Below are 18,478 nucleotides of genomic sequence, written 5' to 3'. Positions count from 1 at the left end.
TGCACGGTGACGGGACCGGCGATCGTCCTCGGCTCGGTGCAGCCCGACGACGACGTCGACCGTCGGGCGGCGGCCGACCTCGGCGTGGCGGTCGTCCGGCGCCGCAGCGGTGGGGGCGCCGTGCTGCTCGACCCGCAGGTGGTGGTGTGGGTCGACGCCCTCGTCCCCCGGGGCGATCCGCTCTGGGACGACGACGTCGGGAAGGCGTTCGGGTGGTTCGGGCGGGCGTGGGCGCGGACGTTGGCCGCCGTGGGCGTGCCGGCCGCCGGCATCGCCGTCCACGACGGGCCGTTGGTCACCACGGCGGCGTCCTCCGTGCTGTGCTTCGCCGGCCTCGGCCCCGGCGAGGTCACCGTCGACGGGGCCAAGGTCGTCGGGCTCTCCCAGCGCCGGACCCGCTCCACGATCCGCCTGCAGGCGTCGCTGCCGCTCGCCTGGGACCCGGTCGTCCACGCCGCCGTCCTCGGGCCGGGCCTGCGCAGGGTGGCACCGGGCGCCGATCCCGTCTCCGTCGCCGGTTCGGTTCGGGTCCCGGCGTCGGTGGCGGGGCTCGACGCGGCAGTCGTCGCCGACGCGCTCGTGGCGCACCTTCCCGGCGGTTAGTGCGACTCCCCGGAGCTGCCGCCCGGGCCCGCCCGATCCACACCGGCGTCGCGGAGCGACTCCTTCCAGCTGCGAAAGCGCGTGTGCTCGACCCCGTCGGGACCCACGCCGCGTCCTGTGCCGTCGGCGTCGAGGGCGAAGAACCACCGCTCGTCGAGGTCGTCGGCCCGGACCGCGCAGTAGCGGGCGGGCTCGCCGGCGGCCCGACCGGCCCGCCACAGCAGGTAGCCGTGGATGCCCCGGATGTAGCAGACCAGGTCGACGCCGATCCCGGCGCCCAGCCGGCGGATGGCGTCGGGGGCCTCCACCCACCGGTTCGCGGGGATCATCGATGCGCGCTGGGGGAGCGGGGGGAGCTCGGCGGTGTGCACGTCGTGGTCGATCGGCGGTCGGTCCTCGGTGGGGGTCGACATGGGGCGATCCTTGCCGACCGGGACCGGTGCGAGGCAGCGCGGCCGTCAGCTCCGCGCTGCGAAGGCCTCGGCCCGTGCCGTCTCCCCGGCCACGAGGAGGATGTCGCCCTCGCCGATCTTGGTGTCGGGCGTGGCGTAGGTGAAGACCCCGCCGGCCGGCTTGATGCACACCACGGTGACCCCGTAGGTGCTCCGGAAGAGGACCTCGGTGAGCGACTTGTCGACGATCTCGCTCGGTGCGGTCGTCTCGACCAGCGCGAAGCCGGGATCGAGCTCGAGGTACTCGATCATCCGGCCGGTGACGAGGTGGGCGACGCGCTCGCCCATCTCGCGCTCGGGGGAGATGACGTGGTCGGCGCCCACCCGTTCGAGGATCCGGGCGTGGGCCTCGGTGATGGCCTTCGCCCAGATGTTCGGGATCTCGAGGTCGGACAGCGCGGCGACGGTGAGCACGCTCGATTCGATGCCCGAGCCGATCCCCACGACCGCGCACGGGAACTCGGCGGCGCCGATCTGGCGCAGCACGTTCGGATCGGTGCAGTCCGCTTCGATCGCCTGGGTGAGCAGCGGGCTGTAGCGCTGCACCAGGACCGGGTCGGTGTCGACGCCGAGGACCTCGTGGCCGAGCTCCATGAGGCTCGTGGCCAGCGCCGAGCCGAAGCGGCCGAGGCCGATGACGAGGACCTGGTCGCCGGTGTCGAGCCCGGGGTGCGACCGTCGCCGGCCCCACCGGCCGGGAGCGCCTTCAGCCAATGATCGGCCTTTCCTGGGGGAAGCGGTAGAGGCGGCCATGCTCGCGCAGCACCAGCGCCGCGAACAGCGTGATGGGCCCCACCCGCCCCAGGAACATCAGCGCGACGAGGACGAGCTGGGCCGGCGTGCCCAGCGCCGGCGTGATGCCGGTGCTGAGCCCGACGGTGCTGAAGGCCGACAACGCCTCGAACAAAGCGGGGCCGATCGCGACGTCGGCCAGCAGGACGAGGGCGAAGGTGGCGGTGATGACCGCCCCGACGGCGAGCAGGACGAGCGTCACGGCCTGTCGCTGGGCGGCCCCGGGGATGCGCCGGCCGAAGGCGGTGACGTCGGGGTCGCCACGGACCTCCGCCCAGATGACGAAGCCGAGGAGGGCGAACGTGGTCACCTTGATGCCGCCCGCGGTGGACGCCGAGCCGCCGCCGACGAGCATGAGGGCATCGGTGACCAGCCACGAGCTCTCACGCATCAGGCCGTAGTCGACGGCGTTGAACCCGGCGGTGCGCGGCTGCACGGACTGGAACCAGGAGACGAGCACCTTGTCGCCGGTGTCCAGGTTGCCGATCGTGGCAGGGTTGCCCCACTCGCAGGCCAGGAGCAGGACCGTCCCCGCGCCCAGCAGCAGCACCGTCGTCCCCACCGTCAGCTTGGTGTGCAGCGACCAGCTGCGGGGGCGCAGCAGGGCGTCGCGCAGCTCGAGCCACACCGGGAAGCCGATCCCGCCGGCGATCACCGCGGCGCCGATCGTGACGAGCACCCATCCGTCGGTCACGAAGCCGATCAGGTTGTCGCTGAAGAGGGCGAAGCCGGCGTTGTTGAAGCTGGACACGGCGTGGAACAGTCCGAGGTAGGCGGCGCGGCCCAGACTCACCTCCCCGTCCACCCAGAACCGCCAGGTGAGCACGACGGTGGCCAGGACCTCGAACAGCAGGCTGAAGGTGGCGACGCCGATCAGCACGCGTCGGATCTGCCCGGAGTCCATCGTGCCCGTCTCCGCCTGGGCGAAGAGACGCTGCCGGAGGCCGAGACGGCGAGACAGCGCGACGGCGACGAGTGACGAGAGGGTCATGATCCCGAAGCCGCCGACCTGGATGAGCGCCATGATCACCACCTGGCCGAAGGTGCTCCAGTGGGTGGCGGTGTCGACCACGATGAGCCCGGTCACGCAGACCGCGGAGGTGGCGGTGAAGAGCGCCTCGCCGGGGTTCGTGATCTGGCCCGACGTGGTGGAGACGGGCAGCATCAACAACAGTGTGCCGACGGCGACGGCGGCGGCGAAGGCGAGCACGACCACCCGGGACGGCGACAGCGCCTTTCGTCGTATCGCCACCGAACCTTTGTAGTCGCGGCGGGCACGGCGATCGGCCATGCGGCGTCGTCCTGGACCGTCGACGGCGTCCGCCCGCGTCCGTCGACGGGGACCCGAAGGTCCGGGTGGTTGCCCAGTGGGGTGAAGTGGCATAGAGTGGGGCGCAGTGGGGCTCCGTGGGGGCCGGTGGAGAGGGTTGGGACATGTTCGTCGGGACGTTCGAGCACACGCTCGATGACAAGGGCCGCGTGGTCCTCCCGGTGGTCTTCCGCAGCCAGCTCACGGCCAGCAAGGGGTTCCTCTCCCAACTCGATCGCTGCCTCGGTCTCTGGACCGAAGAGGGGTTCGCCGACGTGGCGCGACGACTCACCGACAACATCCGAGAGGGCCGGGCGCCGCAGGACGCCATGCGCGCCTTCTCCGCCAACGCCTCGGAGGTCGGGCCCGACAGCCAGGGCCGGATCACCATCCCCCAACGACTCCGGGAGTTCGCCCGCCTCGAACGCGACGTCGTGCTCATCGGGGCCATCGACCGCATCGAGGTGTGGAACGTCGACCGCTGGAACGACCAGGCCTCCGCCGCCGACGACAGCCTCGTCAAGGCGGTCACCTCGCTCGGGCTCTGATCCCCGACCCACCCATGTCCGCCCGACCCACTCCCACCCCCACCAGAGAGGACACCCCCCGCCGAGACACCCGAGCACGTCGATGCCGCGGTCCGCTCACCCGCAGCCTCTCGGATCACACGATGGAAGGCCCCTACTCCGCCCGCTTCCCATCGAGCCCAGTCGGGGAGACATCCCGGCGGGCGACCGTGATCCGAGGGGCTGCCGATGAGCGGACCCGGTGCCGGCGCCGCCCGGCGGCCCGGACCGCCATGGACGCCAGCCCCGAGCGCCCCTTCGCCCACCTCCCGGTGATGGCCGAGGAGATCGTCGAGCTGCTCGCCCCGGTGCCGTCCGGCTGGGTGATCGACGCCACCCTCGGCGGCGGCGGGCACGCCGAGGCTCTGCTCGACGCCCACGCCCACCTGCGGGTGCTGGGCATCGACCGCGACCCCTCCGCGCTCGAGGCGGCCACCGACCGCCTCGCCCGTTTCGGGGGGCGGGTCCGCACCGCCCGGGCTCGCTTCGACGCCCTCGCCGAGCCGGCCGGCGGGCTCGACCGACCGGTGGTGGGTGTGCTGTTCGACCTGGGGGTGAGCTCGCCCCAGCTCGACCGACCGGAACGGGGCTTCAGCTATCGCCACGACGGCCCACTCGACATGCGCATGGACCCGACGTCGCGCCGGACCGCGTCCGAGGTGGTGAACGACTACCCAGAGGACCGGCTCGCCGCCGTGTTGCGCGACCTCGGCGATGAGCGCTACGCCCGCCGCATCGCCCGGGCCGTCGTGGCCGCCCGACCGGTGGCCACGACCACCGAGCTCGCCGACCTGGTGCGCGACGCCATCCCCGCCCCCGCCCGGCGCACGGGGGGCCATCCCGCCAAGCGGACCTTCCAGGCCATCCGCATCGAGGTGAACGACGAGCTCGCCATCCTCGCCGACACCCTGGACACGGCGATCGGGCTCCTGGCTCCCGGGGGTCGGATCGTGGTCCTCGCCTACCACTCCGGTGAGGACCGGATCGTCAAGGCCCGGCTCCGGTCGGCGGCCACCGGCGACTGCACCTGCCCCCCCGGTCTCCCGTGCGCGTGCGGCGCCACGCCGTCGGTCCGGCTCCTCAAGCGTGGCGCGTGGACACCCACCGACGCCGAGGTCTCGGCGAACCCACGAGCGGAGAGCGCCCGTCTGCGGGCGGCGGAGAAGCTCGATCCGGAGGAGCGGTGAGCCCGGCGTCGACCGCTCGCGCCCTGCGCCCCGCGTCACCGGCGGAGGCGCCGGCGACCGGTCGCCGCGGCGACGCCGGTCCGGCTCTCGCCGTCGTCGCCCAGCGGCGCCGCCGGAGGAGCTGGCAGGTCGGATCGGTCGCCGGTGTCGTGCTCTTCGTGGCCCTCTTCGCGGTCGCCGGGTTCCAGACCCTCATCGTCTCGTCCCAGAAGCGCATCGACGAGCTCGACCGCAGCATCGTCGCCGCCACGGAGGAGGCCCAGCAGCTCGAGAACCGCCTGGCGCTCCTGCAGAGCCCGCAGCGCATCACCGCCGAGGCGACCGAGCGCCTCGGGATGCTGTCGCCCCCCGGTGTGGGCTACCTCATCCCCGCCCCCGACGACGACGCTCGCGCCGCCGTGGTCCCCGAGCCCTCCTCCATCGCGCCCGAGGTCGCCGCGGACGCCGGGGAGGACGCCGGCGACGGTGAGGATCCCGCCGGTGGCGCCGAGGCGAACGGCGTCGAGTCGGACCCCGGGGACGTCGCGGCCACCGCCGAAGAGGACCGGGACGCCGCCGGGACGGACCGGTGACGCCGCCCCCGCTGACCGCCGCGCCGCCCGAGTCGCCGACGAGGCACGCCCCCTGGAACGACCCGGCCGTCGTCGGCACCCGCCGGCGTCCCTCCAGCGGACGGGCCCCGACCCGGGAGAGCCGACGGGAGCCGCCCGCACGAGCACCGCGTCGAGCGGCCCGGTCCGCGCCGCCCTCGACCCGGAGCGACCGACCGACCCCGACCCGCCGGAGGAGCGAGGCTCCGACCCCGACCCGCCGGAGGAGCGAGGCTCCGACCCCGACCCGCCGGAGGAGCGAGGCTCCGACCCCGACCGAGGAGTCGACCGCCCGACGCCTCGGTGCCGGGACCGTCGAGGCGGGACGCCAGGGCGTGGCCCTCGGCGGCCGTCTCGTCCGCAGCCTCCGCCCGGTTCCTCCGCCGGGCGGGCCGGGCCGCCCCCGTGACGTCCCTGTCGGGCCCCCCGCCGACCACCGCAAGCGCCTCATCGCGGTGCTCGTGGTGATGGGGGTCCTGTTCGCAGTGGTGGCCTCGAAGGTGGTCGACCTCCAGGTCCTGAACCCTGATCGTCACCGGGCGTGGGGGGAGGCCCAACGCGTCGGCACCACCACCCTCGCCGCCGAGCGGGGCTCCATCCTCGACCGCAACGGCGACGAGCTGGCCATCTCCGAACCGGTCAAGTCGGTCTTCGTCGACCCGGCCCTCGTCACCGAGCCCGCCGCCGAAGCCGCCCAGGTCGCACCCCTCCTCGGTCTCGACGTGGCCGAGGTGACCGCCGCGATGGCGGGGGAGGGGCGGTTCGCCTACCTCGCCCGGAAGGTCCCCCTCGAGGTGGCCGACCGGGTGGCCGCCCTCGGCCTGCCCGGCGTCGCGCTCCTCGACGAGAGCCGGCGGTTCCTGCCCGCCGGCGAGTCCGGCCGCTCGCTGCTCGGCACGGTCGACGCCGACAACACCGGGATCTCCGGGCTCGAGGAGCAGTACGGCGACGTGCTCACCGGCACGCCCGGCGAGCTGAGCCTCGAACGCAGCCCCTCGGGGCGGACCATCGCCGTCGGGGACCACAACCTCGTCCCCGCCGTCGCCGGATCCGACCTGACCCTCACCATCGACCGGGCGATCCAGTTCGAGGCGGAGCGCCTCCTCGCCGAGCAGGTCGGCGAGACCGAGGCCCAGGGCGGCATCGCCGTCGTCACCGTGCCGGGGACCGGGGAGATCCTCGCCATGGCCAACGTGGTGCGTGACCAGGAGACCGACGAGATCGTCGTCGGCACCAACAACGCCGCCCTCACCACACAGTACGAGCCCGGCTCGGTCATGAAGATGGTCACGATCAGCACCGCGCTCGAGGACGGGCTCGTGAGCCCATCAACCGAGTTCGACCTGCCCCCGACGCTGAAGGTGGCCGACGCCGAGTTCCAGGAGGCCGAGCCCCGGCCGGCGCTGCGCTGGGACGTCAACGAGATCCTGACCAACTCCTCGAACGTCGGCACCATCAAGATCGGCCAGCAGATCGGCAAGGAACGGCTCCACGACGCCCTGACCTCCTTCGGGTTCGCCGCCCCCACCGGTCTCGACTTCCCCAACGAGTCGTCAGGGGCACTCCTTCCGACCTCGGAGTGGTCGGGCACGTCGCTGGCCACGATCGCCATCGGCCAGGGCGTCGCCGTGTCGCCGCTGCAGATGCTGCTCGCCTACAACGTCGTCGCCAACGGCGGGCAGTACGTCGCCCCCCGCCTCGTGGCCTCCACGACCGACCCCGACGGCGTCGTGCACCCCACCCTGCCCTCCACCGGCCGGACCGTCCTCAGCGAGACGTCGGCGTCGGCCACCAACCTGATGCTCCGCAACGTCGTCAGCACCGGCACCGGCCAGCTCGCCGCCATCCCCGGCTACGACACGGCGGGCAAGACCGGCACGGCGTGGAAGCGCCAGCCGGGCGGCGGGTACCTCGACGAGAACGGGGTCCGCCAGTACCAGTCGACCTTCGTCGGCTTCGTGCCCGCCGAGCAGCCCGCCCTCTCCGTCTACGTGATGATCGACGAGCCCAGGGGCGGGCGCTACACCGGTGGGGCCACCGCGGCCCCGGTGTTCTCGCGGCTGGGGAGCTTCGCGCTGCGCCGTCTCGGTGTCGCGCCGGCCGCCACCGACGCCGCCAACGGCGGCACGACGGTCGACGGGAGGGACGTCTCGGGCGCATCGCCGGGCGGCGTCACCTTCATCGGCGACGACGGTCGTGTCCGGGCGCTCCCGACCGGTACCCCGCCGCCGCCCCCGGCCGTGGTGCCCCACGGTTCGGCGACCGACGACGCAGGGCACTGACGGTGCGGCTGGCCGAGGCCGTGGCCGAGGTCCCGGCCCGCGGCACTCGTGGCGACCAGGCCGTCGGCGTCGAGGACCTGACGCTCGACTCCCGGCAGGTCCGGCCGGGCTGGCTCTTCTGCTGCGTCGTCGGCGCGGAGCGCGACGGGCACGACTTCGCCGGTGAGGCGGTCGCGGCCGGCGCCAGCGCACTCCTGGTCGAACGGCCTCTCCCGTTCGACGTCGCCCAGGTCGTCGTGGAGGACACGCGCATCGCCACCGCGGCAGTGGCCGCCGCCGTCCACGGCCACCCGTCGGCCGACCTCCTGGTGGTGGGGGTCACCGGCACGAACGGCAAGACCACCACCACCCACCTCCTGTCCAACGTCCTCACCGAGGCCGGGATGCGCAGCGAGGTGCTCGGGACCCTCTCGGGCGCGCGGACCACCCCCGAGGCGCCCGATCTCCAGCGGCGCATGGCCGGATGGCGCGACGAGGGGGTCGAGGCGGTGGCGATGGAGGTCTCGTCGCACGCGTTGAGCCTCCACCGGGTGGACGGCACCCGCTTCCGTGTCGGGGTGTTCACCAACCTCGGTCACGACCATCTCGACTTCCACGGCACGATGGAGGCCTACTTCCAGGCGAAGGCTCGCCTGTTCACTCCGGAGTTCGTGGATCGCGCCGTGGTCAACCTCGACAGCCCGTACGGTCGGCTCCTCCTCGACGCCGCACTGGTCCCCACCGAGGGCTTCACCGTCACCGACGTCGAGATCGATCGTCTCGGGGCGTCGAGCTCGGACCTGCGCTGGCGGGGTCGGCGCGTCGTGCTCCCCCTCGGGGGTGCGTTCAACGTCGCCAACGCCCTCGCGGCCGCCGCGACGGCATCCGTGCTCGGCGTCGCGGACGACGTGGTGGCGACCGGTCTGTCGCGCCCGGTGTCCCTCCCGGGGCGGTTCGAGCCGGTCGAAGCCGGACAGCCGTTCGCCGTCGTGGTCGACTTCGCGCACACCCCGGACGGGCTGGCGGGCCTCCTCGAGGCGGCGTCGTCGCTCGGGGGCGACGGCACCGCTCGTGGGGCGGTGACGGTCGTGTTCGGGTGCGGCGGCGAACGCGATCCCGACAAGCGCCCCTCGATGGGCGAGGTGGCCGCCCGGGGTGCGGACCGCGTGGTCGTCACCTCCGACAACTCCCGGGGCGAGCCCACCGGGGCGATCATCGACGCCATCGTCGACGGCTACGAGCGCGCACATCCCCGACGCTCCGCGGAGCTCGTCGTGGAGCCGGATCGGCGCCTCGCGATCGCCGCCGCCATCCGGGGTGCAGCGGCGGGGGACGTCGTCCTCGTGGCCGGCAAGGGCCACGAGCGCACCCAGGACCTGGGCGGGGTCGTGCAGCCGTTCGACGACCGGGCGGTGGCCCTCGAGGTGCTGGCCGACGCGGGGTGGGGCGCATGATCCGGCTCCTCGTCGCCGCCGGGGTCTCGCTGGCGGTGTCGCTGCTCGGCACCTGGCTGCTCATCGGCGCCCTCGAACGTCGGCACATCGGTCAGCCCATCCGCGAGGACGGCCCGGAGGGTCACATCACCAAGGCCGGCACCCCGACGATGGGCGGGGTGGCCATCGTCGTCGCGGCGGCGTCGGCGTGGTTCATCAGCGATCTCTCGGGAGCCGTCTACACGCGTCGCGGGCTGCTGTGCATGGCGGCGATCGTGCTCGCCGGGGTGGTCGGGCTCGTCGACGACGGCCTCAAGGTCTTCCGCGAGCGCAACCTGGGCCTCAACAAGCGGGCCAAGATGATCGGCCTGCTCACCGTGGCCGTCGGGTTCGCGGTGTCGATGCTGGTCTTCACGAACGTCAAGACGACGATCTCGTTCTCCCGGTTCGACTTCCCCGGCATCGAGATCGGCTCCGTCGGGTGGGCCGTCTTCGCGGTGTTGTTGATCCTCGCCACCACCAACGCCGTCAACCTCACCGACGGCCTCGACGGGCTGGCTGCCGGGTCGGCCATCTTCGCCTTCGCCGCCTACACCGTCATCGCCTTCTGGGGCTTCCGCCACATCGAGGTCTACAGCGACGAGAGCTTCCTCGACACGGCAGTGGTGGCGGCGTCGATGCTCGGCGCCTGCGCCGGGTTCCTGTGGTGGAACGCTGCGCCGGCGAAGATCTTCATGGGTGACACCGGTTCGCTCGCCATAGGGGCGGGTCTGGCCGCTCTCGCCCTGTCGACCAACACGGCGCTGCTGCTCCCGATCATCGGGGGCCTCTTCGTGATGGAGACGGTGTCGGTCATCCTCCAGGTCGGCAGCTTCCGCCTCCTCGGTCGGCGCGTGTTCCGGATGGCCCCGTTGCACCACCACTTCGAGCTCGGGGGTTGGCCGGAGACCACGGTGATCATCCGGCTGTGGATCGTCGCCGGGCTCTTCACCGCCCTCGCCCTGGGCCTCTACTACGCCGACTTCGTCCGCCTGCCCGGGACGATCGACTGATGGCCCCGGACCCGCCCCCCGACCCTGCCGAGCTGCGGAGGGTCCTCGTTCTCGGCCTGGGGGTCACGGGACGGGCGGTCACCAGCGCCCTGCTCCGCCGGGGGGTCGACGTGGTGATCGTCGACGACCATCCCACCGAGGCCACGTCGGCTGCGGCACGATCCCTCGCCGTGGACCTGTTGGTGGAACCGGCCGACGCCGAGCTCGACGCGGCACTGGCATCGGTCGACGTCGTCGTGCCGAGCCCCGGCGTGCCCGACCGCCATCCCGTCTTCGCGCTCGCCGCCCGTCGGGGCGTGCCCGTCCGCTCCGAGTTCGACCTCGCCGCCCGCTGGGACGACCGGCCGATCGTCGCCATCACCGGTACCGACGGCAAGACCACGGTCACCACCATGGTGGCGGCGATGCTCGACGGCTCGGGCATCGCCACCGCGGCGTGCGGCAACACCGACGTCCCGCTCGTCGAGGCGCTCGACGACCCGGCGACGCAGGTCTTCGTGGTGGAGGCCTCCTCGTTCCGCCTCGGCCACACCCACCGGTTCCGTCCGGCGGTCGCGACCTGGCTCAACTTCGCGCCGGACCACCTCGACGTCCACGCGTCCCTCGAGGCCTACGAGGCCGCCAAGGCCCGCATCTGGGCCGACCTCGGGCCGGAGGCGGTCGCCGTCGTGAACGCCGACGACCGCACCGTCGCCCGCCACCGACCCGGATCGGGCCGCGTCGTCACCTTCGGCCTCGGCGCCGGACCCGGGGCCCCCGGGCCCGGCACCGGCTCGCCCGACGCCACGGTCGTGGACGGCGTGCTCGTCGCACCGGATGGCGAGGCACTGGTCCCGGTCGCCGACCTGCCACGCGCCGCGCCGCACGACCTGGCCAACGCCCTCGCCGCGTCGGTCACCGCGATGGCCGCCGGCGCCGACGTCGAGGCGGTGCGCCACGTGCTGCGCACCTTCCCGGGCCTGCCCCACCGCGTCGAGCTCGTCGGCGAGGCGACCGGCGTCCGGTGGTACGACGACTCGAAGGCCACGACACCCCACGCCGCGCTGGCCGCGCTGGCCGGGTTCGACTCGGTGGTCCTCCTCGCCGGGGGTCGCAACAAGGGGCTCGACCTCACCCCGCTGGGGTCCGCCGTGCCACCGGTGCGGGCCGTGGTCGCCATCGGCGAGAGCGCCGACGAGGTCGCCGTGGCCTTCGCCGGGAAGGTCCCCGTCGTGACGGTGCGGACCGACATGGCCGACGCCGTCGCGTCCGCCGCCCGGCTCGTCGCCCCCGGCGACGTCGTCGTGCTGTCGCCGGGCTGCACGTCGTTCGACTGGTTCGGGTCCTACGCCGAACGGGGCGACGCGTTCGCCCTCGAGGTGCAGCGCCTCCGTGCGGGGATCGAGGGGTCGTGACGGTCCCGTTGCGAGCGCCTCGCCGGACCCGGTCCCGCACCGGAACCGCGCGGGCCGCCGCCCCCGAGGCGACCCCGAAGACCCGGGGCACCTTCGCCTGGCTCTTCGCGATCGTCGTCGTACTGAACCTCATCGGCCTGGTCATGGTGCTGTCGGCCTCGGCGGTCACCGCGCTCTACGAGTACGGCAGCCCCTGGTACCAGTTCCAACGCCAGTTCATCTGGCTGGCGCTCGGCTCGGTGGCCCTCCTCGTCACCCTGCGGGTCGACTACCGCCGTTGGCGGCGGATCACCACGCCGCTCCTGCTCGTGTCCCTCGGCCTGCTGGTCCTCGTCCTCGTCCCCGGGCTGGGGGTGAGCGTCAACGGCGCGTCCCGCTGGTTGGGCTTCGGGCAGCTGCGGATCCAGCCCTCGGAGATGGCCAAGCTCACCGTCGTGCTCTTCGTGGCCGACCTCCTCGCCCGCCGTGGCGACCGGGTCCGGGACTGGCGTCTCGGCCTCCAGCCGGTGATGGTGGTCTTCGCCGTCGTCGCCGTGCTGTTCCTCCTGCAGCCGAACCTCGGCACGACCATCATCCTCGGCGCCATCGTGCTCGCCATGCTCTTCGTGGCCGGCACGCCGCTGCGCCCGCTCGGTGTGACGGTGGGGATCCTGAGCGCGGGAGCAGTGGGGCTGGCGTTGGTGGAGCCGTACCGCTTCCGCCGGTTGATGGCCTTCGTGGACCCGTGGGCCGACCCGTTGAACACCGGCTTCCAGACCGTCCAGAGCCAGACCGGCCTCGCCAACGGCGGCCTCTTCGGCACGGGGCTCGGCGAGGGCCGGGCCAAGTGGGGGTTCCTCCCCGAGGCCCACACGGACTTCATCTACGCCATCATCGGCGAAGAGCTCGGCCTCATCGGCGCGCTCGCAGTGGTCGGGCTCCTGGTCGCGTTCGGGCTGCTCGGGGTGCGCACCGCGCTGCGGGCCCCCGACCGTTTCGGGATGCTCGTCGCCACCGGCGTCACCGCCTGGATCCTCGTGCAGGCCTTCGTGAACATCGGCGCGGTGGTCGGGGTGCTCCCGATCACCGGTGTGCCGCTGCCCTACGTGTCGGCGGGCGGATCGTCGTTGTTGTTCACCATGATCGCCGCAGGGCTCCTCTTGAACATCGCCCGACAGGGCCGGTGATGGGAGGCCGGTCGCCGGCCTCGGGCTGTTGGGCCGTCATCGCCGGTGGCGGCACGGCCGGTCACGTGCTGCCCGGGTTGGCAGTGGCCCGGGCGCTGGTGGCACGGGGCCACGACACAGGGAGCATCCACTTCGTGGGGAGCGCCCGGGGCCTCGAGGCGCGCCTCGTCCCCGAAGCCGGGTTCGGGGCGACGCTGCTGCCCGGGCGGGGGATCCGACGGCAGGTCACCCTTGCCAACGTCGGCGCGGCGTGGGGCCTCCTGCGGGCGGTCTGGCAGGCCGTGTTCCTCGTGCGCCGCCTGCGGCCGGCGGTCGTGCTCACCCTCGGCGGGTACGCCAGCGTGGCCTGTGTCGTCGGAGCCTGGCTCTGGCGGGTCCCGGTCGTGGTCACCGAGCAGAACGCCCGCGCCGGCGCCGCGAACCGTCTGGCCGGCCGCTTCGCCCGGGCCTGTGCGGTGCCCTTCCCCGAGACCGACCTCCCCCGCAAGGTCGTCACCGGGAACCCCGTCCGGCCCGAAGTGCTGGCCGTCGATCGCGTCGGCGGTCGCGACGACGCCCGCCGCGCGCTCGGCCTGCCCCTCGACGCCACCGTCGTCTCGGTCGTGACCGGCTCGCTCGGCTCGACCCGGGTCAACGCCGCCGTGCTCGAGGCCCTGCCCGCCTGGGCCGGCCGGGGCGACCTCGCCCTCCGCCACGTCGTGGGCACCCGGGACTTCGATGCGATGGGCCCTCCGCCCGAGCTCGCCGGCCTGACCTATCAACGGATCCGCTACGAGGACCGGATGGACCTCGTGCTCACCGCCAGCGACCTGCTCATCGGTCGGTCAGGGGGCACGACGGTCGCCGAGCTGGCCGACGTGGGTCTCGCCTCCGTGCTCGTCCCCTTCCCCGCCGCGCCCCGGGACCACCAGACCGCCAACGCCCGCCCGCTCGTCCGGGCGGGGGGGGCCGTGCTCGTGCCCGACGCCGAGCTCGACGGGCCACGCCTCCTCGCCGAGGTGACCCCCCTGATCGACGAGCCGTCACGCCTGGCCGACATGGGGGCCGCCGCCCGTAGCCTGGCCCGACCCGACGCCGCCGAACGGGTGGCCGACCTCGTGGAGGAGCACGCCGTCCGTGCCCGCTGATCCCCCTCGCCCCGTCGGGGGCGTCGACCGACCCGAGGCGCCGGCGACGATCGCCGCCGCCGCCATCGCCGAGGCGGCGTCGCGCCTCGACCTCTCCCGACCGCAGGTCGTGCACGTCATCGGCGTCGGCGGCGCAGGGATGAGCGCCATCGCCGAGGTCCTCGTGGCGATGGGCCACACCGTCTCGGGGAGCGACCTCAAGGCGTCCACAGGGCTGGAGCGACTCCGGGCCCTCGGCGTCGATGTCACCGTCGGCCACGCCGCCGCCAACCTCCCCGAGGGCGTCGACTTCGTGGCGATCTCGACGGCCATCCCGCCCCACAACCTCGAGGTCCGCGCTGCGGAGGCGTCCGGCATCCCCGTCGTTCGCCGGGCCGAGCTGCTCGCCGCGATCGCCGCGACCCGGCGGGCGCTCGCGGTCGCCGGCACCCACGGCAAGACCACCACGTCCTCGATGCTGGCCCTCGTGCTCGTCGAGGCCGGGGCCCACCCCTCGTTCATCATCGGCGGCGACGTCAACGAGATCGGGTCCGGTGCGGCCTGGGATCGTGGCGACTGGTTCGTCATCGAGGCGGACGAGAGCGACGGCTCCGGGTTCGCGCTGCCCCGCCACGGGGCGATCGTGACCAACGTCGAGCCCGATCACCTCGAGTTCCACGGGTCGGTGGAGGCTCTCCATCGGGCCTTCGCCGACTTCCTCGAGGGGACGCCCGGTCCGCGTGTGGTCTGCGCCGACGATCCCGTCGCCGCCGACCTCGGGCGGGTCGCAGGGGCCGTCAGCTACGGCACGGCGCCGGACGCCGACTACCGCCTCGAGCGGCTGCGCAGCGGGCGGGGCGGCGTCCGGTTCTCCGTCGTGCACCGCGATGTCGACCTCGGGGAGGTGCACCTCCCGGTGCCGGGCGCCCACAACGCCCGCAACGCCTGCGCAGCGGTGGCGATGGCCACCGAGCTCGGCGTGGACTTCGCCGCGGTCACCGCCGCCCTCGGGCGGTTCGCGGGCGTGGCGCGCCGCTTCCAGTTCCGGGGTGAGGCGGGAGGCGTGACCTTCGTCGACGACTACGCCCACCTCCCCACCGAGGTCACCGCGGCGGTGGAGGCCGGCCGGGACGGGGGGTGGGGGCGGGTCGTCGCCGTCTTCCAACCGCATCGCTACAGCCGCACCGCCGCGCTGTGGCAGGACTTCGGGGACGCCTTCGCCGATGCCGACGCAGTGGTCGTCACCGACGTCTACCCCTCGGGCGAGACACCCCGGCCCGGGATCAGCGGCAAACTGATCGTGGACGCCGTGCTCGACACTCACCCCTTCCGGGCGGTGGCCTACCTCCCCCGTCGAGCGGAGCTCGTGGAGTACCTCGCCGGGCGGCTCCGCCCCGGTGACCTGTGCCTGACGCTGGGCGCCGGTGACCTCACGGTCGTGCCCGACGACGTGATCGACCTGCTCGCCGACGCCGGCCCTCCGTCATCGTGACCCGGTGCGGGGTGGCCCGGTGAACGCGGCCACCGACGCCGTCGTCGTCGCGGTGGCCGAGCGCCTCGGCTCGAGGGCACGGCGCGCCGCCGCCGTCGGTCCCCTCACCACCTACCGGGTGGGGGGTCGGGCCGCCCTGCTCGTCGAGGGGGTCACGGTCGCGGAGCTGCGGGTCGTCGCAGAGGCGGTCCGGGCCGGCGTGCCGGTGCTGGTCGTCGGTCGCGGGTCGAACCTGCTCGTGGCCGACGCCGGGTTCCCGGGGATCGCCGTCACCCTCGGTGACGACCTCGCGCAGGTTCGGATCGACGGGACCACCGTGACCGCCGGCGGAGCGGCGAGCCTCCCCGTGGTGGCGCGCCGGACCGTCGCTGCGGGTCTGACCGGCTTCGAGTGGGCCGTGGGCGTCCCGGGCTCGATCGGCGGGGCGGTCCGGATGAACGCCGGTGGTCACGGATCGGACATGGCGGCGTCGCTGCGGAGGGTCCACGTGCTCGACCTGCACGACGGCGAGGATGGGTGGGTGCCCGCCGACGCCCTCGAACTCGGCTACCGCCGTTCCCGGCTGCGCCGCGACCAGGTCGTGCTGGCCGCCGAGCTCGAGCTGGCCCCCGGCACGACGGCGACCGGCGAGGCCGAGCTGGCCGACATCGTGCGGTGGCGACGGGCGAACCAGCCCGGGGGCGCGAACGCCGGCTCGGTGTTCACCAACCCGCCCGGCGACTCCGCAGGGCGGCTCATCGACGCCGTCGGGGCGAAGGGCCGCCGGGTGGGCAGCGCCCAGGTGTCCACCAAGCACGCCAACTTCATCCAGGTCGACGACGGCGGCTCGGCCGACGACGTCGTCGCGCTGATGGCCGAGGTCCGGGCCGCCGTCGCGGCCGGGACCGGGGTCGAGCTCCATGCCGAGACGCGCATGGTCGGCTTCCCCGCCGAGACGGTGCGGAGCGCCGGCGGCTCGGTCGACGACGGCTCGGTCGACGGCGGCGCAGGGACCGGCTCATGAGCGCCGCCGTCGCCGAACCGGTCGCCGATCCCGGGGTCGACCCCCGCATCGCAGCCCGTCGTGACGCCGTGGTGGCCCACGGCCGCCGCCGCCGGTGGCGTCGCCTGGCCTTGGTCCTCGGCGTGCTGGCCCTCGTCGCCGCAGGTTGGTACGCCACGAGGACGCCCCTCCTCGATGTTGATTCCATCGAGGTCCGGGGCGCCGATCGCACCGGGGCCGACCAGGTGGTCCTCGCCTCGGGCCTACGTCCCGGTGCCCCGCTCGCCGGTCTCGACCAGGCGAGCGCGACCCGGGCCGTCGAGGCCCTCCCGTGGGTCGAGTCCGTCGACGTGGAGCGGCGCTGGGGCGGCGAGGTGGTGATGACCGTCGTCGAGCGGACGCCGGTGGCCACCGTGGCCACCGAGACCGGGGCCCAGGCGCTCGTCGACACCACGGGCCGGGTGCTCGCGGTGGTGCCGGCGGAGGAGCCGCTGCCGGTGGAGGCGCCGCTGCTCCCGATCGTGGGGGTCGTCGCCCCCGAACCGGGCGCCACCCTCGGCCCCGACGCCGCCGGGGCCCTGGAGGTGGCCACGATCGCCTCTCCCGGCCTGCGGGCCCGGCTGGCCAACATCGCGGTCTGGTCGGGCGGGCAGCTGAGCCTCACGCTCCTCCCGCAGGGCGGCGCCGACCTCGGTCCGCCCACCGAGCTCCCCGCCAAGCTGGCGTCGCTCGTCACCGTGCTCTCCCAGGTCGATCCCACCGGGCTGCTCACCGTCGGTCTGCGCGTCCCCGACCTCCCCACGGTGACCCGCCAGTGAGCTCGCCGAGCGCGGTCCGGTGCCGCTGCCGAGATACCCGGGCCGACCAGGGGGGTCAGGTAACCTCTGGCCACTCTCACCATCCACGTGAGGTCGACACGACGACCGGCCCCGGCCGGCCCCACGGGTCCGACCTCGCAGCGCCGTCGAGAACGATCGCATGTCCAACCACCCCGTAGAGGAGAGGCCCATGGCCGCCAACCCGCAGAACTACCTTGCGGTCATCAAGGTCGTCGGTGTCGGCGGCGGTGGTGTCAACGCCGTCAACCGGATGATCGACGCGGGGCTGAAGGGCGTCGAGTTCATCGCCGTCAACACCGATGCGCAGGCCCTGCTCATGAGTGACGCCGACGTGAAGCTCGACATCGGACGGGAGCTCACCCGCGGCCTGGGAGCCGGCAGCGACCCCGAGGTCGGCAAGGCCGCCGCCCAGGCCCACACCGAGGAGCTCGAGGAGGCCCTGAAGGGGGCCGACATGGTCTTCATCACCGCCGGCAAGGGCGGCGGCACGGGCACCGGCGCGGCCCCGGTCATCGCCGAGATCGCCAAGTCCGTGGGGGCGCTCACGATCGGCGTCGTCACCCGTCCGTTCGGCTTCGAGGGCAAGCGGCGCGCCGTGCAGGCCGAGACCGGCATCAAGCAGCTCAAGGAGAAGGTCGACACCCTCATCGTCATCCCGAACGACCGGCTGCTCACCGTCTCCAACGACAAGACCTCGGTCCTCAACGCCTTCAAGATGGCCGACGAGGTCCTCCTCCAGGGCGTGCAGGGCATCACCGACCTGATCACGACTCCGGGCCTCATCAACACCGACTTCGCCGACGTGAAGATGATCATGAGCGACGCCGGATCGGCCCTCATGGGGATCGGCTACGGGTCGGGGGAGGGCCGGGCGCTCGCCGCGGCCCGTTCCGCCATCTCCTCGCCCCTGCTCGAGGCGTCCATCGAGGGGGCGCGGGGCATCCTGCTCACGATCGCCGGTGGCAGCGATCTCGGGCTCTTCGAGGTCAACGAGGCTGCCGAGGTGATCCACGGCGTCGCCCACCCCGACGCCAACATCATCTTCGGCACGGTCATCGACGACGAGATGGGCGACGAGGTCCGGGTCACCGTCATCGCCGCCGGATTCGACCGTTGGGACGGCGACAAGCGGCCCGCCGGGCGGGCCGGTGAGGCGCCCGTCCGTGACGTCTTCGCGTCGGACGACGACGATCTCGTCGACGGCGAGGGCGACGACGACTTCGACGTGCCGTCGTTCCTCCAGTAGTCCCGCCG

Annotated in this window: 17 protein-coding genes; 14 read left to right on the top strand and 3 right to left on the bottom strand. The window is 73.6% G+C overall.

What is annotated here, in order from left to right; genetic code table 11:
• Window positions 1–603, top strand: a 603-nt coding sequence (locus MUE36_15470; GenBank protein ID MCU0312331.1) for a hypothetical protein, incomplete at its 5' end; no start/stop codon positions are given.
• On the opposite strand, the gene MUE36_15465 is transcribed toward MUE36_15470, so the two are convergent.
• Genes MUE36_15465 through MUE36_15455 form a run of 3 tightly spaced genes read right to left on the bottom strand, consistent with a single transcriptional unit; the run spans window position 600 to window position 3,099 of the window.
• On the bottom strand, window positions 600–1,016 hold the full coding sequence (locus MUE36_15465) for a hypothetical protein (protein MCU0312330.1): 417 nt from the start codon (window positions 1,014–1,016) through the stop codon (window positions 600–602). The two genes, MUE36_15470 and MUE36_15465, sit on opposite strands and share 4 nt — an antisense overlap.
• Window positions 1,017–1,061: 45 nt before the next feature.
• Window positions 1,062–1,769 carry a TrkA family potassium uptake protein gene (locus MUE36_15460; protein MCU0312329.1) on the bottom strand — a complete coding sequence of 236 codons (708 nt, stop codon included), beginning with the start codon at window positions 1,767–1,769 and terminating at the stop codon, window positions 1,062–1,064.
• Entirely contained in the window at window positions 1,762–3,099 is a 1,338-nt protein-coding gene (locus MUE36_15455) for a TrkH family potassium uptake protein (protein MCU0312328.1), read from the bottom strand. The genes MUE36_15460 and MUE36_15455 overlap by 8 nt, the downstream gene beginning before the upstream one ends.
• A 182-nt stretch (window positions 3,100–3,281) precedes the next feature.
• Here MUE36_15455 and MUE36_15450 point away from each other — a divergent pair, with 182 nt between their 5' ends.
• From MUE36_15450 to ftsZ, 13 genes are all read left to right on the top strand, one after another.
• Window positions 3,282–3,704 (top strand): hypothetical protein, encoded by a 423-nt coding sequence (locus MUE36_15450; GenBank protein ID MCU0312327.1) that lies wholly within the window; start codon window positions 3,282–3,284, stop codon window positions 3,702–3,704.
• 251 nt (window positions 3,705–3,955) lie between these two features.
• Window positions 3,956–4,909, top strand: coding sequence for a 16S rRNA (cytosine(1402)-N(4))-methyltransferase RsmH (gene rsmH, locus MUE36_15445; protein ID MCU0312326.1), 954 nt, complete (start codon window positions 3,956–3,958; stop codon window positions 4,907–4,909).
• Complete coding sequence (locus MUE36_15440; GenBank protein ID MCU0312325.1) at window positions 4,906–5,481, top strand: cell division protein FtsL; 576 nt, start codon at window positions 4,906–4,908, stop codon at window positions 5,479–5,481. The genes rsmH and MUE36_15440 overlap by 4 nt, the downstream gene beginning before the upstream one ends.
• 353 nt (window positions 5,482–5,834) lie before the next feature.
• The gene (locus MUE36_15435; protein MCU0312324.1) at window positions 5,835–7,781 is read left to right on the top strand and encodes a penicillin-binding protein 2; all 1,947 of its coding nucleotides are present in this window, start codon (window positions 5,835–5,837) and stop codon (window positions 7,779–7,781) included.
• A 2-nt stretch (window positions 7,782–7,783) separates the two neighbouring features.
• Window positions 7,784–9,214 carry a UDP-N-acetylmuramoyl-L-alanyl-D-glutamate--2,6-diaminopimelate ligase gene (locus MUE36_15430; protein MCU0312323.1) on the top strand — a complete coding sequence of 477 codons (1,431 nt, stop codon included), beginning with the start codon at window positions 7,784–7,786 and terminating at the stop codon, window positions 9,212–9,214.
• Window positions 9,211–10,245 carry a phospho-N-acetylmuramoyl-pentapeptide-transferase gene (gene mraY, locus MUE36_15425; GenBank protein MCU0312322.1) on the top strand — a complete coding sequence of 345 codons (1,035 nt, stop codon included), beginning with the start codon at window positions 9,211–9,213 and terminating at the stop codon, window positions 10,243–10,245. Before MUE36_15430 ends, mraY begins: the two co-directional genes overlap by 4 nt.
• Window positions 10,245–11,639, top strand: coding sequence for a UDP-N-acetylmuramoyl-L-alanine--D-glutamate ligase (murD, locus tag MUE36_15420; GenBank protein ID MCU0312321.1), 1,395 nt, complete (start codon window positions 10,245–10,247; stop codon window positions 11,637–11,639). Before mraY ends, murD begins: the two co-directional genes overlap by 1 nt.
• On the top strand, window positions 11,636–12,805 hold the full coding sequence (gene ftsW, locus MUE36_15415; GenBank protein MCU0312320.1) for a putative lipid II flippase FtsW: 1,170 nt from the start codon (window positions 11,636–11,638) through the stop codon (window positions 12,803–12,805). The genes murD and ftsW overlap by 4 nt, the downstream gene beginning before the upstream one ends.
• Complete coding sequence (locus tag MUE36_15410) at window positions 12,805–13,932, top strand: UDP-N-acetylglucosamine--N-acetylmuramyl-(pentapeptide) pyrophosphoryl-undecaprenol N-acetylglucosamine transferase (GenBank protein ID MCU0312319.1); 1,128 nt, start codon at window positions 12,805–12,807, stop codon at window positions 13,930–13,932. The genes ftsW and MUE36_15410 overlap by 1 nt, the downstream gene beginning before the upstream one ends.
• A complete protein-coding gene (gene murC, locus MUE36_15405) occupies window positions 13,922–15,403 on the top strand; it encodes a UDP-N-acetylmuramate--L-alanine ligase (GenBank protein MCU0312318.1) in 1,482 nt (493 codons plus the stop codon). The genes MUE36_15410 and murC overlap by 11 nt, the downstream gene beginning before the upstream one ends.
• Before the next feature lie 19 nt (window positions 15,404–15,422).
• Entirely contained in the window at window positions 15,423–16,406 is a 984-nt protein-coding gene (gene murB, locus MUE36_15400; GenBank protein ID MCU0312317.1) for a UDP-N-acetylmuramate dehydrogenase, read from the top strand.
• Window positions 16,403–17,203, top strand: a complete 801-nt coding sequence (locus MUE36_15395) for an FtsQ-type POTRA domain-containing protein (GenBank protein MCU0312316.1) — start codon at window positions 16,403–16,405, stop codon at window positions 17,201–17,203. The genes murB and MUE36_15395 overlap by 4 nt, the downstream gene beginning before the upstream one ends.
• Window positions 17,204–17,393: 190 nt before the next feature.
• Entirely contained in the window at window positions 17,394–18,470 is a 1,077-nt protein-coding gene (gene ftsZ, locus MUE36_15390) for a cell division protein FtsZ (protein ID MCU0312315.1), read from the top strand.
• Window positions 18,471–18,478: the final 8 nt, after the last annotated feature.

Source organism: Acidimicrobiales bacterium (assembly GCA_025455885.1).
Lineage (GTDB): Bacteria > Actinomycetota > Acidimicrobiia > Acidimicrobiales > Acidimicrobilacustridaceae > Rhabdothermincola_A.
Note: the sequence above shows the minus strand (reverse complement) of the source record. Positions and strands in the feature narration are given on the sequence as shown.

Coding starts and splice junctions, on each gene's coding strand:
- mraY (MCU0312322.1), top strand. CDS start 9,211: ATGATCCGGCTCCTCGTCGCCGCCGGGGTCTCGCTGGCGGTGTCGCTG.
- MUE36_15395 (MCU0312316.1), top strand. CDS start 16,403: ATGAGCGCCGCCGTCGCCGAACCGGTCGCCGATCCCGGGGTCGACCCC.
- MUE36_15465 (MCU0312330.1), bottom strand. CDS start 1,016: ATGTCGACCCCCACCGAGGACCGACCGCCGATCGACCACGACGTGCAC.
- MUE36_15450 (MCU0312327.1), top strand. CDS start 3,282: ATGTTCGTCGGGACGTTCGAGCACACGCTCGATGACAAGGGCCGCGTG.
- ftsZ (MCU0312315.1), top strand. CDS start 17,394: ATGGCCGCCAACCCGCAGAACTACCTTGCGGTCATCAAGGTCGTCGGT.
- rsmH (MCU0312326.1), top strand. CDS start 3,956: ATGGACGCCAGCCCCGAGCGCCCCTTCGCCCACCTCCCGGTGATGGCC.
- MUE36_15410 (MCU0312319.1), top strand. CDS start 12,805: ATGGGAGGCCGGTCGCCGGCCTCGGGCTGTTGGGCCGTCATCGCCGGT.
- murD (MCU0312321.1), top strand. CDS start 10,245: ATGGCCCCGGACCCGCCCCCCGACCCTGCCGAGCTGCGGAGGGTCCTC.